This window comes from Marinobacter sp. F3R08 (assembly GCF_018860425.1).
GTDB lineage: Bacteria > Pseudomonadota > Gammaproteobacteria > Pseudomonadales > Oleiphilaceae > Marinobacter.
Window position 1 is genome coordinate 1,015,254 of record NZ_JAHKPI010000014.1, and the last position, 14,329, is coordinate 1,029,582.

General features: G+C 55.1%; 15 protein-coding genes. 8 read left to right on the forward strand and 7 right to left on the reverse strand.

Translation table 11 applies throughout. The features are described 5' to 3' along the window. Window positions 1-52: 52 nt before the first annotated feature. Both KO499_RS07710 and KO499_RS07715 read right to left on the reverse strand, forming a co-directional pair. Complete coding sequence (locus KO499_RS07710; RefSeq protein ID WP_215983112.1) at window positions 53-949, reverse strand: DMT family transporter; 897 nt, start codon at window positions 947-949, stop codon at window positions 53-55. 86 nt (window positions 950-1,035) lie between these two features. Next, window positions 1,036-1,764 (reverse strand): helix-turn-helix domain-containing protein, encoded by a 729-nt coding sequence (locus tag KO499_RS07715; RefSeq protein ID WP_215983113.1) that lies wholly within the window; start codon window positions 1,762-1,764, stop codon window positions 1,036-1,038. Window positions 1,765-2,079: 315 nt separating this feature from the next. On the opposite strand from KO499_RS07715, the gene KO499_RS07720 reads away from it, so the two are divergent. Beyond that, complete coding sequence (locus tag KO499_RS07720; protein WP_215983114.1) at window positions 2,080-3,342, forward strand: dicarboxylate/amino acid:cation symporter; 1,263 nt, start codon at window positions 2,080-2,082, stop codon at window positions 3,340-3,342. A gap of 58 nt (window positions 3,343-3,400) precedes the next feature. Here KO499_RS07720 and KO499_RS07725 read toward each other — a convergent pair whose 3' ends face one another. Continuing rightward, the gene (locus KO499_RS07725) at window positions 3,401-3,961 is read right to left on the reverse strand and encodes a hypothetical protein (protein WP_215983115.1); all 561 of its coding nucleotides are present in this window, start codon (window positions 3,959-3,961) and stop codon (window positions 3,401-3,403) included. Window positions 3,962-4,179: 218 nt separating this feature from the next. Between KO499_RS07725 and KO499_RS07730 the strand changes: the two genes are divergently transcribed. Continuing rightward, a complete protein-coding gene (locus tag KO499_RS07730) occupies window positions 4,180-4,587 on the forward strand; it encodes a hypothetical protein (RefSeq protein ID WP_228339781.1) in 408 nt (135 codons plus the stop codon). A gap of 153 nt (window positions 4,588-4,740) precedes the next feature. Here KO499_RS07730 and KO499_RS07735 read toward each other — a convergent pair whose 3' ends face one another. Further along, window positions 4,741-5,157 carry a MerR family transcriptional regulator gene (locus KO499_RS07735; protein WP_228339782.1) on the reverse strand — a complete coding sequence of 139 codons (417 nt, stop codon included), beginning with the start codon at window positions 5,155-5,157 and terminating at the stop codon, window positions 4,741-4,743. A gap of 69 nt (window positions 5,158-5,226) precedes the next feature. On the opposite strand from KO499_RS07735, the gene KO499_RS07740 reads away from it, so the two are divergent. Then, entirely contained in the window at window positions 5,227-5,928 is a 702-nt protein-coding gene (locus tag KO499_RS07740; RefSeq protein ID WP_215983118.1) for a cation diffusion facilitator family transporter, read from the forward strand. A 12-nt stretch (window positions 5,929-5,940) separates the two neighbouring features. On the opposite strand, the gene KO499_RS07745 is transcribed toward KO499_RS07740, so the two are convergent. Together KO499_RS07745 and KO499_RS07750 are read right to left on the reverse strand one after the other, a co-directional pair. Further along, window positions 5,941-6,903, reverse strand: coding sequence for a GGDEF domain-containing protein (locus KO499_RS07745; RefSeq protein ID WP_215983119.1), 963 nt, complete (start codon window positions 6,901-6,903; stop codon window positions 5,941-5,943). Between the two features lie 150 nt (window positions 6,904-7,053). Beyond that, window positions 7,054-7,275: a tautomerase family protein gene (locus KO499_RS07750; RefSeq protein ID WP_215983120.1), complete on the reverse strand. Its 222-nt coding sequence runs from the start codon at window positions 7,273-7,275 to the stop codon at window positions 7,054-7,056. A 176-nt stretch (window positions 7,276-7,451) separates the two neighbouring features. Between KO499_RS07750 and KO499_RS07755 the strand changes: the two genes are divergently transcribed. Then, the gene (locus KO499_RS07755) at window positions 7,452-9,053 is read left to right on the forward strand and encodes a winged helix-turn-helix domain-containing protein (RefSeq protein WP_215983121.1); all 1,602 of its coding nucleotides are present in this window, start codon (window positions 7,452-7,454) and stop codon (window positions 9,051-9,053) included. A 17-nt stretch (window positions 9,054-9,070) separates the two neighbouring features. Here the strand turns inward: KO499_RS07755 and KO499_RS07760 are convergent, their stop codons facing one another. Continuing rightward, window positions 9,071-9,364: an ArsR/SmtB family transcription factor gene (locus KO499_RS07760; RefSeq protein WP_215983122.1), complete on the reverse strand. Its 294-nt coding sequence runs from the start codon at window positions 9,362-9,364 to the stop codon at window positions 9,071-9,073. A gap of 117 nt (window positions 9,365-9,481) precedes the next feature. Between KO499_RS07760 and KO499_RS07765 the strand changes: the two genes are divergently transcribed. From KO499_RS07765 to KO499_RS07780, 4 genes are all read left to right on the forward strand, one after another. Further along, window positions 9,482-10,402 (forward strand): permease, encoded by a 921-nt coding sequence (locus KO499_RS07765; protein ID WP_215983123.1) that lies wholly within the window; start codon window positions 9,482-9,484, stop codon window positions 10,400-10,402. A gap of 100 nt (window positions 10,403-10,502) precedes the next feature. Further along, the gene (locus KO499_RS07770) at window positions 10,503-12,281 is read left to right on the forward strand and encodes a DEAD/DEAH box helicase (protein WP_215983124.1); all 1,779 of its coding nucleotides are present in this window, start codon (window positions 10,503-10,505) and stop codon (window positions 12,279-12,281) included. A 100-nt stretch (window positions 12,282-12,381) separates the two neighbouring features. Next, window positions 12,382-12,798 carry a hypothetical protein gene (locus tag KO499_RS07775; RefSeq protein ID WP_215983125.1) on the forward strand — a complete coding sequence of 139 codons (417 nt, stop codon included), beginning with the start codon at window positions 12,382-12,384 and terminating at the stop codon, window positions 12,796-12,798. Between the two features lie 188 nt (window positions 12,799-12,986). Further along, window positions 12,987-14,291 carry a ferric reductase-like transmembrane domain-containing protein gene (locus tag KO499_RS07780; RefSeq protein ID WP_215983126.1) on the forward strand — a complete coding sequence of 435 codons (1,305 nt, stop codon included), beginning with the start codon at window positions 12,987-12,989 and terminating at the stop codon, window positions 14,289-14,291. Window positions 14,292-14,329 lie beyond the last annotated feature (38 nt).

The following is a 14,329-nucleotide window of genomic DNA, read 5'->3' on the forward strand; positions in this document are numbered from 1 at the left end:
TGATACGAACGGGCCGATCTCCGGCCCGAATCCACCTTCACACTAAAACTAATTAATAAACGGTTTCAGGATCGGGTGCCGGCTGCCGCTTCGCTCTGCTGGCGACGAATGAACCGATTACAATGAGAACGCTTGCGGCAATAACCGTGCTGGTCGCTTCCCCGTAACCAGCCATCAGCAGCAATACCACGGAAATTAGCGGAGCACCGTATGCCAGGGTGCCGAGCAACTGGATATTGCCGTGCTTCACGCCATAGTCCCAGGTAAAAAAGGCGATGCCCACCGGGCCCAGACCAAGCCCGAGCACCCCAGCCCACTGAATCCATCCGACTGGCCACACGGTTGTTTCCCAAGCCAGATGACACAACAGGGCCAGAACCGCAGTAGCACCACAAAACCAGCCTACGGCATCTGTCGGGACGCTTTTTACCAGTCTCGACAGGACAGAATATGATGACCATATCAACGCACAACTAAAGGCAACCAGATACCCTTCCAGATGGTTTAACCCAAAACCACCGCCTTTCTTCCCGATCAGCAACCAGCACCCCGCAAGGGCAAGCACGGCCCCTAGCACGTGCTGTTTGCGCAAGGACTCGCCAGGTAAAAGTGCAGACATTAAAACGATAAACAACGGCCAGAGGTAGGCAAGCAGGCTCACCTCCACCGCCGGAGCCAGTGTCATGGCTTTGAAGTAAGCGAAGTGATAACCGAATAGGCCGCCAACCCCGATGCACCATGCCAACATGGGCTGGCGCAGAAACCGGACGCCACTATGACCGGCGCGGTACCAACGAACCGTCATCAATAGAAAGGCAACGCCAAAGGTCATCGCCATGAGCTGAAATTCCGGGATGCCGCCACCGGTAAGCTTGGTTAATAGCGCAAGCGTTCCCCACAAGAAAACAGAGATAGAACCTATCCACGTTGCTGCAACAATCGCCGTCATGATATCCCCCTGAAACTAACGTGCGTACAGGAGGTGAAGTTTGCGGTCAGTCGAGGGTCACCCGCTTTCTGATTACGGCAGGATTGTTACGATTTTCGGCGGAAGTGACTCGGTGATTTTCCGAAGTGTTGCGAAAAGCGTTCGCTGAACGAGGACAGAGAGCTATACCCAACCGAATCAGCAATTCGCTGGATAGTGAAGTCCGACTGTTTCAGCAACCGCCATGACTCCTGCATGCGTAACTCGGTGAGGTAATGGTGTGGCGTCATGCCAATCTGTGTACGAAATAACTCGTTAAGCTGCCGAATGCTCAGGTGGGCCACCGTCGCCAGTTCAGTCGCGGTGAGTTTCTTGCGGAAGTTATCGTCAATATATTGTTTTGCCGCCGCGACCCTTCGGTCCAGGTTCAGCGTGTCGCCGTGGCGTTCCTGCAGAAGTTGAATCAGCAGTAGCAACATCTGATGCTCTGTGTGAGATGACCCCATTCCATTAACAAGTTGGGTGTGCAGGAATCTGACGTAGTGAAGCAGTGCTGAATCCAGCTCAACAAAGAAAGGGAGCCGCTCCAGTGCCGGGGCAAGCGCCTCTGGCAAATCGACCACCAGAAACCGGTTTTCTTCTTCAGCGGAGTACCCGTGGTTACTTCCGGATGGGATGACCGCTGCCCGGTTCCACTCAACTGCACCCTCGGTGTTGTTTACCGACAGCGAAAGCTTCCCCAGTAGAGGAAGCACCAGTTGATGATGGCCATGAGAATGCTTTTTTCCTTCGTCGTCGTAGCTTCGAAGGTGGAGACTAACATCGGACTTATCCATTCAAAGAGTATATTCGAATGGCGTTGGATACTCAGCGTTTATGAGGGCAGGGGCGTCCGATACCTGCTGAGACGGATCCTTCATATTCATATAGCCCTCACGCATAGTCCATTTTTGCATCAGGTTTCCCGAGTGCCCGTGGCACAAGGCTTTGGGGTATTTAACCCGATGTTTCCAACAAACTTATCCACAGCTTCTGTGAGTAACGTACGTGGGAATACCGGTTTACCCGTCAGCCGGTGCTGACCAGAATTCCCGGCCCAGGCGTATTTGAACGCTTGTTCATTAACGGGTCAGGGTGTAACGGGAGCCCCCATGAAAGCTGTACTTGATGTTTATCTGAAGACTTCTCTGGTGCTGCGCATTGGTATTGCGCTGGTTCTTGGTCTGGTTGTTGGCCTTGCAGGCGGGCCGGTCGTGGCCGAATGGCTCAACCCGTTAGGCGAACTGCTGCTCAGGCTGTTGAAGTTTCTGGTAGTGCCGATTGTCCTGTTCACTCTGATGGTGGGCATCAACCAGGCCAATCTTTCCAGCATGGGGCGTGTGGGCCGCAAACTGATGGGTTTCTATGTGCTGACTTCGGCTCTGGCCATTTCGGTAGGGCTGGTTGTGGCTTCGGTATTTGAACCCGGCATCGGTCTGGAGTTGTCGCCTTCGGCCAGTGTTGAGGTGCCGGAGAATCCGGGCTTTGTTCAGGTGCTTCTGAATATTGTTCCCGCCAATATTGTGGCGGCATTTGCCGAGCCGAACCTGCTTGGGATTATTTTTACCGCGATTGTATTTGGCATGGCCCTGCTGAAACTGCGGGAGTCAGACGTTCACAGGGAAGCCGGGGCCCGGGTGTATGAGGTGGTTTCTGGCTTGAACGATGTCACGATGAAGGTGATGGCCGGGGTTCTCCAGTATGTGCCCATTGGCGTGTTTGCGATCGTGGCCAGTACCGCAGGTGAGCAGGGCATGGCCACGATACTGGCTCTGGGAGATATGGTCTTGGTGCTGTATCTCGCCCTGGCGGTGCAGCTGGTGGTCTACGGGATTCTTATGCGCCTCAATGGTGTGAGGCTGGCGGACTTTATTCGTGAAGCCCGGGCTCCGGTCGCTACGGCCTTTGCCACCCAGAGCAGTTCCGGGACTCTGCCCCTGACCCTGAACGCGGCGCGGCGTCTGGGTATTCCCCAGAGTATCTATGGCTTCAGCCTGCCGTTGGGGGCCACTATCAATATGGACGGGGCGGGTATCCGTATTGCCATTTCGGCTGCCTTTGCTGCCAATGTGGTGGGGGTGCCCCTGGACATTGTCACCATGCTGGAAATTGTTCTGATCGGCACCCTGGCTTCCATAGGTACCGCTGGTGTGCCGGGCGCGGGCATCGTCATGATTGCCACCGTGTTTGCCCAGGTGGGTCTGCCCATTGAAACCGTGGCTCTGCTGGGGTCCATTGATGCCCTTGTGGGTATGGGGGCTACGGCCATGAATGTCACGGGAGATCTGGCGTGTACCTCCGTGATTGCCCGTTCCGAGCAGAACGATGAGGCGGTTGCGGAGCGCTCTGGGGTGCGGGAGAAAGCTCTGTCCTAGGGGCGGGTCAGTAAGAGGAGAAACCGGGACAGATCTGTCCCGGTTGTGATCAGGAAACCTAGTTCAGTCGATAGAATGGGCGGTTATAATTCAGGCTGCTCGCTCGTTGCTCTGGTGAACTGCCTGACTCTATTCCTGCATAGAGAACATTGTTATTGATGTAAATGATATCGTATTCGTAGATTTCGAAGTAGGCGCCATCGAACTGCGTAACATGTGTGTCGAGTTCGGTGGCGGTTAGGCCTTCACTCAGCACGACATCTTCGCCCAGTGAGAAGTTGCCTGATGAAACAGGGTTCGGAGCTTCCTGGAGCGGGATGGTGCAACCACTATCGATGTAGTTCTCGATACTTGTGGTGAATGTGCCGAGGGTGAAGGATACGGTTACGATATCGTAGTGCGATTCGCCATCAACACTCCCGCATTGCTTCTTCCAGGTGCCCTCGAGTACGGTGACCTGATCGCCTGGCGTTACGGTACCGTTATCCTCGCCTTCCTCAGGGGTGCCTGTATCGGGAGTAGTATCTTCGTTGACAGGTTCCAGGTTGCTCCCATTACCGCCGCCTCCGCAGCCAGCCATCAAGGCAGAAACGAGGGTGCACATTACAATCCTTTTCATACTTGTTTTTCCTAATAATATTATCTATTGGTTTACTGTTATATCATTATTGCATAAGGCGAATGGCCGGGACAGGCCGGCTCCGTTCTTCTTCTGGAGTCGGCACTGGTGCTGGCTATAATGGCGTTCTTTTAACAGTTGCAGCCAATGTGATGCCAATTGAGAAGAATCAAGCAGTCGTGTTTCAGAACAGTTTTGTGACTGGGTTCAGGGGGTTGATGCTTCTGTGGCTGTCGTTAATCGCCGGTTGCACAAACGTCGCCGGCGATGTCACCCGAACCATTCATCCGGCGCCGTCTTCTGCGCTGGACACAGGCACGCTGTTTTCTGTCGCCAGTGAGTTTTTCACCAGGGCGGGCTATCAGTGCGTTACCCGCGATGATCCCGGTGCGCTTCGTTGCACCAGAGAACTTCGCGACCTTTATATTCATCGGACTCTGGCGGAGGTGCAGATTTATCCCGGTGATGAGAGCGGGTACCCGCATACTCTGGTTACGTCGCGATGGGATGAAGGTCTGGTTCCGGGTGAGTTTATTTCTAATGAGTTCACGAACCCTGATGTGAAGGCGTTTTGTGAGTATCTGAGGGCGCAAGCGCTGGGACGCTGCCAGGCAATCAACGAGTAAAAGGGAAAAAGCTGACTCTGGGACGGGTAATTGCAGGCACCATTGGGCAATGTCTTCTGGCGTACCTTTGGTACACCGCCCCGTTGTTTTTGTTTTCGGGTTAACTGGTGTACATCAGGATGTTTATCGAGCGGGAAACCGGCCTGTAAGGGTTCACTGTGAACCGTTGCAGCCGGACAGCGTATCAACGATTCGGCAGTCCATAATCACGCCGCCTTCACAGCACGCACTCAGTCTTTCCAGTTCCTGTTCCATCGCACGCAGATCGTTCAGCCGGGAGCGTACCTGTATCAGCTGTTGCTCCACTTTGGCGTCCACCCGCGCACAGGATTCCTGCTGACGATCGGTCAGTGAGAGCAGTTCACGGATGTCGTCAAGACTGAACCCAAGCCTCCGGCTTCGTCGGATAAACAGCAACCGCGACTGATCGGCCTCGGAGTACAGGCGGTAGCCGGATGTCGAGCGGGTGGCTTTCGGCAGAAGCCCGATTTTTTCATAGTAGCGGATGGTTACCGGCTTGATGCCTGTGTGGTCCGCTAATCGACCGACTGTGTAGCTTTTCTCGCTCATCGCCATTGACCTTATAGTTACTATAACCCCTATTGTACGGCCCTGTGGCAAATTTTAGGAGGGCCTGTCGTGGACAGTTGCTGTGAAAACAAGGCCGGTGAACTGGCGCAATTGAGAGCGAACCAGAGCCGGGTGCTCTACATTGCGCTTGCCATTAATGCGGTGATGTTTCTTGTGGAATTCAGTGCTGGCTGGATTGCCAGCTCGACCGCTTTGCTGGGCGATTCGCTGGATATGTTTGGTGATGCATCGGTCTATGCCCTGACGCTCTTTGTGTTGGACAGAAGCCAGCGTGCGCGCGCCGGAGCGGCTCTGTTCAAAGGTGGCTTTATGCTGCTGTTCGGTGTTCTTGTGGTTGCCGATGCCGTGCGCAAGTTATTGGTGCAGGAAGTGCCCGAGGCCGAATGGATGGGCGTTATCGGCGCGCTCGCTCTGCTTGCGAACGGCATTTGTTTTGCGTTGCTCTATAGCCACCGTGCAGACGATCTCAATATGCGATCTACCTGGCTGTGTTCAAGGAACGATCTGTTTGCCAACAGCAGTGTCATCGTTGCGGCCGGGCTGGTAGCTGTTACCAATACTCTGTGGCCCGATATCATTGTCGGCCTCGCCATCGCCGCGCTTTTCCTGTACTCCGCCTGGCAGGTTATCCGTGAGGGCATGGAGGAATGGCGCGTGGGTGGCTCTGAACAGAGCGCTTCATCGGGTAACGGTGGCGGCAACACGGCTGCAGACAGTTGCTGCTCTTCATCGCAGAGAGCTGACTCATGACTCGTCGTGTAGTCATTGGTGCGGGCGGTTTGTTGATGGCTGTTCTCGGGGTTGCTCCAGCGCTTCCTGAGTAGCAACACAATTACGCCCGGCAGCCTTGCCGATATAAAGCGCTTTGTCAGCTCTCTTGATCAGCGAATCGTATGATTCGTCCGAGGCCAGGAACGAGGCTACGCTCATGGTAACAGTGGCCTGGAAGGTTATGCCTTCGAAGCTGAATTTCATGTCTTCAATCTTCTGGCGAATACGCTCTGCAAATATCGTCGCACTCTGTAACTGCGTATTTGGCAGGATGATGGCAAATTCCTCTCCGCCAATACGGCAGGCCACATCCAGCGGGCGCAGTTCGTTCCTGATCATTTCGGCTGTTTCAATGAGTGCAATATCACCGGCGGGGTGGCCGTATTGATCATTGATGCGTTTGAAGTGATCAAAATCGAACATGATGACGGAAGAAGGCAAGCCCGACCGGCGGAAGCCTGAATGCTGGGCATTCAACTGATTGATGAAATGTTTCCGATTGAAGAAACCCGTCATTTCATCTGTCAGGGATTCCCGGATCAGCCGGTCTTCCAGCGCCCTCTGATAGGTGACATCTCTGACAAGGGCCATAGCAACCAGGGCGCCGTCCAGAATGATCGTGTTAATCATGATGTCGACAGGGATTTCTGAGCCATCGGCCCGCACACCATAGAATCTTTTATGCGCCCCCATGGGACGAGGGATTGGGTTCTTGAAATAAGCGTTCACCCGTTCCCTGTGTGACGCCTGGTATAACTGCGGAATGATCATCGCGAGATCAGAGCCTTCCAGGATTTCTGCAGGATGCCCAAACATTTCCCCGGCGTGGGCGTTTACCAGGACAATCCTGTGTTCATTATCTACGATAACGACGGCATCAGGCAGAGCGTTAATAAAGGGGAGCAGACGACTGGAACTGGCATTCAGTAGATTGGCGCTATTTTCGACGGGCATGGTCAGGGGAACCCGGAAGTGAAACTGTTAACATTTTTTCATAACTATACATGGACAATGTGCAAAATGACCATTACAAACGAAAAGTTATCTGCCCCGGCTATGCCGGTATGACAAGACGGGCTGGCGTGTGGCCAGCCCATTCTGATGTTACCCAGCAGCGGCCTGGATTTTGTGGACATCGTCACTGCTGAGGGGTTTTCCGCCGATTCCCCATTCGCCCTCGCAGACTTCATTGATGACTACCCAGGTCAGACCGCGCATGGCTTCGCCTTCAATGCCCACCATGGCGTCCGTGACTTTAGCAATCATGTCCTGCTTCTGTTTCTTGTCGAATACGTTCTCGATCAGGTTGATGGTGACTAATGGCATGGTCGTTCTCCTTGCTCTGGTTGAAAGCCTCCCTTGATGGGCGGCATGAAAAACAACGTGAGATCAGTCTACGAGGTTGCGCCCGACCAAACTTGGGGAAGGTGTGAGGAATATGTGGAGAATCTCGGGGTGTTGTCTGCTAACTTGAATGTAGCTAGCTATAGCGGAACAGATCCATGATCTTCAGTTTTTCTGATTTTCAGTTGGACACTCATCAGCTCCAGCTGCGTCGCGCCGGCGCAGCCCAGCCTCTGGAGCCGCTTGTCTTCGATTTGCTGACCTATCTGGTGACTCACCGTGACCGTATCGTGAGCCGGGCGGAACTGCTGGACCAGCTGTGGTCTGGCAAGGTTGTCAGCGAGTCCGCCTTGAGCAGTGCCGTTAAAGCCGCACGCCATGCCCTGGGGGATAACGGGCAGACACAGGGCTTTATTGCCACATTCAATCGTCGGGGCTATCGCTTTGTGGCCGACATTGATGCCTCCGAGCCGCTTTCACAGATTCCCGGACCTGATGTTATGCAACAGAGCGCTGCCGAAGCGCATCAGGAGCTGGCCGCTGCCTGCCTGTTTTCGTCCCGTAGTGAACAGGAAAAAGATCAGCCTGTGCTGGCGGTGCTTCCGTTTTCTCACGACGTGGGCGTTGATCAGACCGCCTGGATTGCCGAGGTGCTCAGTGAAGATATCAGTATTCATCTGGCCCGCATTCCCGGCTTCCTGGTGCTGTCTCGCAACACTGCATCTCAGTATCGCCAACGGGAAGTGAGTATTCAGCATATTGCCAGAGAGCTGGGTGTGGACTACGTCGTCGAAGGCTCGGTATGGCCCATGGGGGATAACTTGCGAGTTGGCGTCCAGCTGCTGGATGCAGCCAGCGGCAACATGCTCTGGTCAGACAGAAAACTGATCCCTGCAGAAAGCCTGAATGCGCTGGAAGAGGAGGTGGTGCGCGAGATCGTGAGCAGGATTGAGCCCCAGCTCAATCGGGCTGAGCTGATCCACCTGCGAAAACGACGTACGGTGGATCTGGGGGCCTGGGCACTGTATCGCCAGGGACACGCCATCCTAGGCCAAAAAGGCTGGAGTGAGGAGAGTTTCAACGAAGCTGCCGGACTTTTGAGGCAAGCGATTCAACGGGATCCGGAGCTCGCATTTGCCCACGCCTATCTGGCTTTGATTATCGCCATTGGTCATCTGGTGGGGCTCATCCGGGGGCGAGACTGGCTCGTTGAGGCCACCCGATCCGCTGAAAAAGCCGTGGCTCTTGACGGTCAGGATACCGATGTTCTGGGCTATGCCGGTTGTGCGTTTGCCGATATGGGGGACCTGCAACGGGGCGTTGGCATGTTGCAGCGCGCAGTGGAACTGGACCCGAGTAACGCTCAGGCGGTGGCCGCACTGGGGGCCGCCATGATTCGCCAGAACGATGTTCAGGGCATCGATTACATGCTCAGGGGCATGAGAATCAGCCCGCGAGATAATCGTCGCTCGGCGTGGGGTGCGTTACTCGCCCGTGGAATGCTCAATTTCGGCCAGGTTGAAAACGCCATTCGGACAGCCGGCGATGCCTGTCGTTGTGACGATCGAATCTTTCTGCCCAGGGTTGTGCTCGCCATCGCCCATATTCACGAGGGTGACATCCCTCTGGCAGTTGATGCCATAAACGATGCCCGACGTATCCGGCCAACTCTGGGTCAGAGCGAGATCGCCCGCTTTGCCAGCCGTGCCGAAATGGCGTTGTTGCAAAAAGGGGGCGTGCTGGCCGGACTGCCACCCTAGAATCACTTGATGCCAGGTTAGCCAGCCACTCCGGCACAACACTCCTCGCGCAGAAAGCCGATCAGCTGTTCCAGGTGCTCATATTCCGGGATGCAGATGATGGTGCGGCTGTGCTTCTCTTGCCGGATCAGGCCAACCTTGGCCATTCGCGCCAGGTGGTGCGACAGTGTCGACGCCGGGATGCCCAACTCTCTCTGAATATCCCCGACCGAGGCCCCCTCATGTCCGGCTTTCACCAGGAAGCGAAACACCGACAGACGATGGCTATTGCCCAGCTCGGCTAAGCTGGCTGCGACGTTTTCGTGGTCCATCAGGAGTCCTTTGTATAAAATTCGATAATTCTAGAATTATAGTTGACTGGGCAGTTGTCTGCAATTTATCCTGATGCCAATAATTCGATGATTCTAGAAATGTGGAGGCCAGATGCGATGTCATCTCAAGTTAACGATGCCCTGGGCATGTTCGTTTTTCTCTCTGTTGAGCTATCGGTACTGTTTATTGGTATCAGTCTTCTGGTTGGGGTGCTTCAACGTCACATCCCGCCCTCAAAGGTTGAGGCATTGCTGAGTTCCAGTCGCGGCCGCGGTTATCTGCTTGCTGCTGGCCTCGGAGCGATCACGCCGTTTTGCAGTTGTTCGACGATACCTATGTTGAAAGGGCTGATTCGAGCGGGTGCCGGGTTTGGGCCCATAATGGTGTTTCTGTTCTCCTCTCCGCTGCTGAATCCCATTGTGGTTGTTCTGCTTGTGGCCACCTTTGGATGGACACTTACCGCCATCTATGTGTGCGCAGCCTTTTTGGTTTCCCTGGGGGCGGGGTGGTTGCTGTACACACTTGGATTTGAGCGATATGTCCGGGGTGCAGGTGCGCAACCCGCGACAGGGTGCAGTGCATCTTCCGGTGGTGAATGTGGAGGACCCGCTTCTGCCGATGTTCCCAAAGGCCGGTATAACGGCTTATGGCGTGAAGCCTGGTCGGATTTTTTAAAAGTGGTGCCGTATCTGCTCATCGGCATTGCAATTGGAAGCGCGATTTATGGATTCATGCCGATGGGGTTGCTGGAACACTATGCGGGCCCGGATAACGCCTTCGCCATCCCGGTAGCGGCTGTGATCGGCGTTCCTCTGTATATTCGTGCTGCAGCCGTGATACCTCTGGCAGGCGCTTTGCTGGCCAAGGGCGTTGGTGCGGGCACGGTATTGGCGTTGATTATCGGTAGTGCCGGCGCGAGTCTGGCTGAGCTGATATTGTTGCGCTCACTGTTCACGCTCAGACTTCTGGCGGCTTTTGTTGTTGTCATCTTTTCCATGGCGATGATTGCCGGGTATGCCACTTTCCTGTTTTTCTGATTGAGGTGAAGCGCGAAAAATGGTTCGAGCGGACAGGTAACGGCTTCGGACTTTGTTAGTATGACCGCCTTTTCACCTTGATAGCGATTTGGCTCGGCAAATGAATGCTCCTTTCAGGCTTCGGCCTTACCAGCAGGAAGCGGTTGATACCACGTTGAGGCACTTCCGCAAATCAGATGACTCTGCGGTTATTGTATTGCCGACCGGTGCGGGTAAAAGCCTGGTTATTGCCGAGTTGGCCCGTCTCGCCAGGCGCAAGATTCTGGTGCTGACCCACGTGAAGGAGTTGGTGGAGCAGAACCACGCCAAATACGAGAGCTATGGACAGAGCGGTGGCATCTTCTCCGCCGGGCTGAAGCGAAAGGAAAACCGGCATCAGGTGACCTTCGCCAGTGTGCAGTCGGTATCGGCGAACCTGGATCAGTTCAAAGACGAATATTCGTTGGTGATCATCGATGAGTGCCATCGGGTCAGTGGTGATGAAACCAGTCAGTATCAGAGAATCATCGAGCTGCTCCGAAAACAGAATGACGCCCTCAAAGTGCTTGGCCTCACCGCCACACCCTACCGTCTGGCCATGGGCTGGATCTATCGCTATCACTACCGGGGCTTTGTTCGCGGCTCGGATGACGGGCAGGACAAGCCCTTTGCGCATTGCATCTACGAGCTTCCGTTGAGCTACATGATCAGCCGGGGGTATCTCACGAGGCCCGAGCTGGTGAATGCGGCGGTGGCGCAATACGATTTCTCCGTGCTGGCTCAGGACCGCTTTGGCGAATACGCCGAGAGAGACGTTAACCAGCTGCTGGGCAGGCATCAGCGGGTGACTCGCGCCATCATTGAACAAGTGATGGAGCTGGCCGTTGATCGCCGGGGCGTGATGATTTTTGCAGCAACGGTGGATCATGCCCGGGAGATCACCGGCTACCTGCCGGAACAGCAAACCGCTCTGGTGACCGGCGCTACCGACCTCAGGGATCGGGACTTGCTGATTCGGCGCTTCAAACAGCGGCAGTTGAAGTACCTGGTGAATGTGTCGGTGCTTACCACGGGTTTTGATGCGCCCCACGTCGACTTTATCGCCATTCTCCGCCCTACCCAGTCGGTCAGTCTGTATCAGCAGATCGTGGGCCGTGGTCTTCGTCTGGATGAAGGCAAGCAGGATTGTCTGGTGATTGATTACGCCGGCAACCACGTGAATCTGCACCACCCGGAGGTGGGGGAGCCGAAACCGAACCCCGACAGTGAGCCGGTGCAGGTGTTCTGTCCGGGCTGTGGTTTTGCCAATATCTTCTGGGGCAAAACCGACAGTGATGGCCGTGTCATCGAGCACTACGGGCGCCGCTGTCAGGGATTGCTGGAGCCAGCTGACGGGGATGAACCTGCAGGGCAGGGCGGGCGCCCTCAGCAATGTGATTACCGTTTCCGCTTCAAGGAATGCCCACACTGCGGTGGCGAGAACGATATCGCCGCCCGCAACTGCCAGCTGTGTCACAAGGCCATTATCGACCCGGATGATCAGCTAAGAGATGCCCTGAAGCTCAAGGATGCCATGGTGATTCGTTGCGCCGGGATCACCTTGGGTGTTGATGGCAGCAAACTGAGGCTTACCTATCACGCTGAGGATGGGGAAGAGCTCAGAGAGTCGTTTGATTTCGGCAAGCCGGCGCAGCGCGCGGTTTTCAACCGGCTGTTCGGGCGTCGTTTCGCGACTGGCCAGGCTCCGAAAGCGTTCAGCCGGATTGATGAGGTGCTGGAGAATCAGGCTTTATTGCCGGCGCCGGATTTTGTGATTGCCCGCAAACAAAAGCACTATTGGCAAGTGCAGGAGCGCATTTTTGACTATCAGGGCCCGTATCGTAAGGCAAATGAGGCGTAGAGACTGCCGATAAACGGGCGTCACTGATATTTGTTGGGAACTCTATTCAGATCTCCCGGTCTTTGGAACGATCGTTCAAAAATAATCTTTGGAGAAAAGAATGCCCAAACAGTTACCGTTTTCCCTGCTGCTGCTCAGACTTGGTGTGTTTACTGTATTCCTGTTCTGGACCCTGGATAAACTGTTTTACCCGGACCATGCCGCCAGAGTACTGAACGCTTTCTACGGTTTTGGCGGTCTTGGTGACATGTTGATTTACGTATTGGGTGTTGCCCAACTCGTTCTGATCTTTGCCTTCGTTGCGGGTTTTCTGAAGACCTGGACCTATGGCGCCATTCTGTTCTTTCATGGGATGTCTACCCTGTCGGCTTTCGGCAAATACCTTGAACCGTTCGACAACCTGCTGTTCTTTGCAGCCTGGCCGATGTTGGCGGCCTGTATTGTTCTGTTTCTGCTTCGGGACTACGACACGCTGACGCTTTCTCGCGGCTCTGGCAAGGTACCGAGCGCCAGCTGACAAAGCGCTTTTCCGCCATGTTGAAGTGTGCGGCTCCCTGGTGAAGATACGGGCTCCCCTCTCGTTTCAGAACGCTTCGCCAGGGAGGTTTACGCAGCTCTTTCCGGGCGTTTTCGTTGCGACCGCGTTGCCAGAGAGGCTTTGAAAGAATAGATTGCAAGATCAGAGGCGTGAAACAGGTCGGACGGATGAAGCCGCTCTTTTTGATCGTTGTGTACCTTGTTGCTGTCACCTTGCCGTTGATCTTGTCCACTTGGCTAGGTGGCCCGCCACGCCAGTTTCACCAGGAGCTTGCCTCCGGCCTTGGCATTCTTGCCTTTTCAATGATTCTCGTTGAGTTCATCCTGTCTGGCCGGTTCAAGGCCATTTCCAATGGCGTGGGCATGGACGTGACTATGCGGTTTCACCAGGTCATGGCTCGCACAGCTCTGATCTTTGCATTGTTGCACCCGTTTCTGTACCAGGGCACGCCTTCTGGTGGCCAGCGCCCATGGGACCTTACGCGCGAATTGACGCTCACGACCGATTTCGCCGCTCTGTCGACCGGTATTGCTGCCTACCTGCTGCTTCCAAGTCTTGTATTACTGGCCATCGGGCGCGCGCAACTCGGCTACAAATACGAGACATGGCGCCTGCTACATGGGATTGGCGCGCTCTTGATTGCAGTTCTTCTGTTGCATCACACCGTTTACGCGGGGCGTTACGGGTCGCAGCCGGTGATGACCTGGGTGTGGCTGGCAATGACTGGAGTGGCTGTTGGGTCGCTGCTGACGGTCTATCTGGTGGTTCCGCTTGTGCAGAAGGCGCGTCCCTGGCGTGTAACTTCCGTGGTCCGGTTGACGCCACAGCAATGGGAGGTGACCGTGAATCCGGATGGCCATCGTGGCATGAATTTCAACGCGGGTCAGTTCGTCTGGCTCACTGTGGGTCACAGTCCGTTCTCGATGAAAGAAAACCCGTTTTCCATCTGCTCGGCGCCGGCAGCCGGGCCGGAAATCCGTTTCATGATCAGGGAGCTGGGTGATTTCACGCGAACAGTTGGCCAGATAGACAGCGGAACAGTGGCCTATCTTGATGGCCCGTATGGCAACCTTTCTGTCGATCATCGCACTGAACCCGGGGTTGCTCTTATTGCTGGTGGCGTTGGCCTTTCTCCGCTGCTGGGCATACTCAGGCAGATGCGCCGGACCGGCGATTCGCGCAAGGTGAAGTTGATCTATGGAAACCGGACAATTGATCAGATTGCCTATCGCGACGAGCTGGGTGAAGAAGACGTGGTCTATGTGCTGTCGGAGCCACCGGAAACCTGGCAGGGAGAGTCCGGGCTCGTTGATGCAGCGTTGATGGACCGGGTGTTTTCAGCGAAAGAGTTCAGTGAATGGGTGTTCGTGATGTGCGGGCCCGGAGGCATGATGGACGTTGTTGAAGATCATCTGATCCAGAGGGGCACAGCCCCTCATCGTATCCTGTCGGAGCGGTTCAATTATGACTGATCCAAGCAGGCGCCTGAGCCAGCGCCGTCGGGTTTCCC

Excerpts from the sequence above, each read along its gene's own strand:
- KO499_RS07730 (WP_228339781.1), top strand. The coding sequence starts at position 4,180 with ATGCTTCTGTGGCTGTCGTTAATCGCCGGTTGCACAAACGTCGCCGGC.
- KO499_RS07750 (WP_215983120.1), bottom strand. The coding sequence starts at position 7,275 with ATGCCATTAGTCACCATCAACCTGATCGAGAACGTATTCGACAAGAAA.
- KO499_RS07775 (WP_215983125.1), top strand. The coding sequence starts at position 12,382 with ATGCCCAAACAGTTACCGTTTTCCCTGCTGCTGCTCAGACTTGGTGTG.
- KO499_RS07735 (WP_228339782.1), bottom strand. The coding sequence starts at position 5,157 with ATGAGCGAGAAAAGCTACACAGTCGGTCGATTAGCGGACCACACAGGC.
- KO499_RS07760 (WP_215983122.1), bottom strand. The coding sequence starts at position 9,364 with ATGGACCACGAAAACGTCGCAGCCAGCTTAGCCGAGCTGGGCAATAGC.
- KO499_RS07725 (WP_215983115.1), bottom strand. The coding sequence starts at position 3,961 with ATGAAAAGGATTGTAATGTGCACCCTCGTTTCTGCCTTGATGGCTGGC.
- KO499_RS07745 (WP_215983119.1), bottom strand. The coding sequence starts at position 6,903 with ATGCCCGTCGAAAATAGCGCCAATCTACTGAATGCCAGTTCCAGTCGT.
- KO499_RS07780 (WP_215983126.1), top strand. The coding sequence starts at position 12,987 with ATGAAGCCGCTCTTTTTGATCGTTGTGTACCTTGTTGCTGTCACCTTG.
- KO499_RS07765 (WP_215983123.1), top strand. The coding sequence starts at position 9,482 with ATGTCATCTCAAGTTAACGATGCCCTGGGCATGTTCGTTTTTCTCTCT.
- KO499_RS07720 (WP_215983114.1), top strand. The coding sequence starts at position 2,080 with ATGAAAGCTGTACTTGATGTTTATCTGAAGACTTCTCTGGTGCTGCGC.
- KO499_RS07755 (WP_215983121.1), top strand. The coding sequence starts at position 7,452 with ATGATCTTCAGTTTTTCTGATTTTCAGTTGGACACTCATCAGCTCCAG.
- KO499_RS07715 (WP_215983113.1), bottom strand. The coding sequence starts at position 1,764 with ATGGATAAGTCCGATGTTAGTCTCCACCTTCGAAGCTACGACGACGAA.
- KO499_RS07710 (WP_215983112.1), bottom strand. The coding sequence starts at position 949 with ATGACGGCGATTGTTGCAGCAACGTGGATAGGTTCTATCTCTGTTTTC.
- KO499_RS07770 (WP_215983124.1), top strand. The coding sequence starts at position 10,503 with ATGAATGCTCCTTTCAGGCTTCGGCCTTACCAGCAGGAAGCGGTTGAT.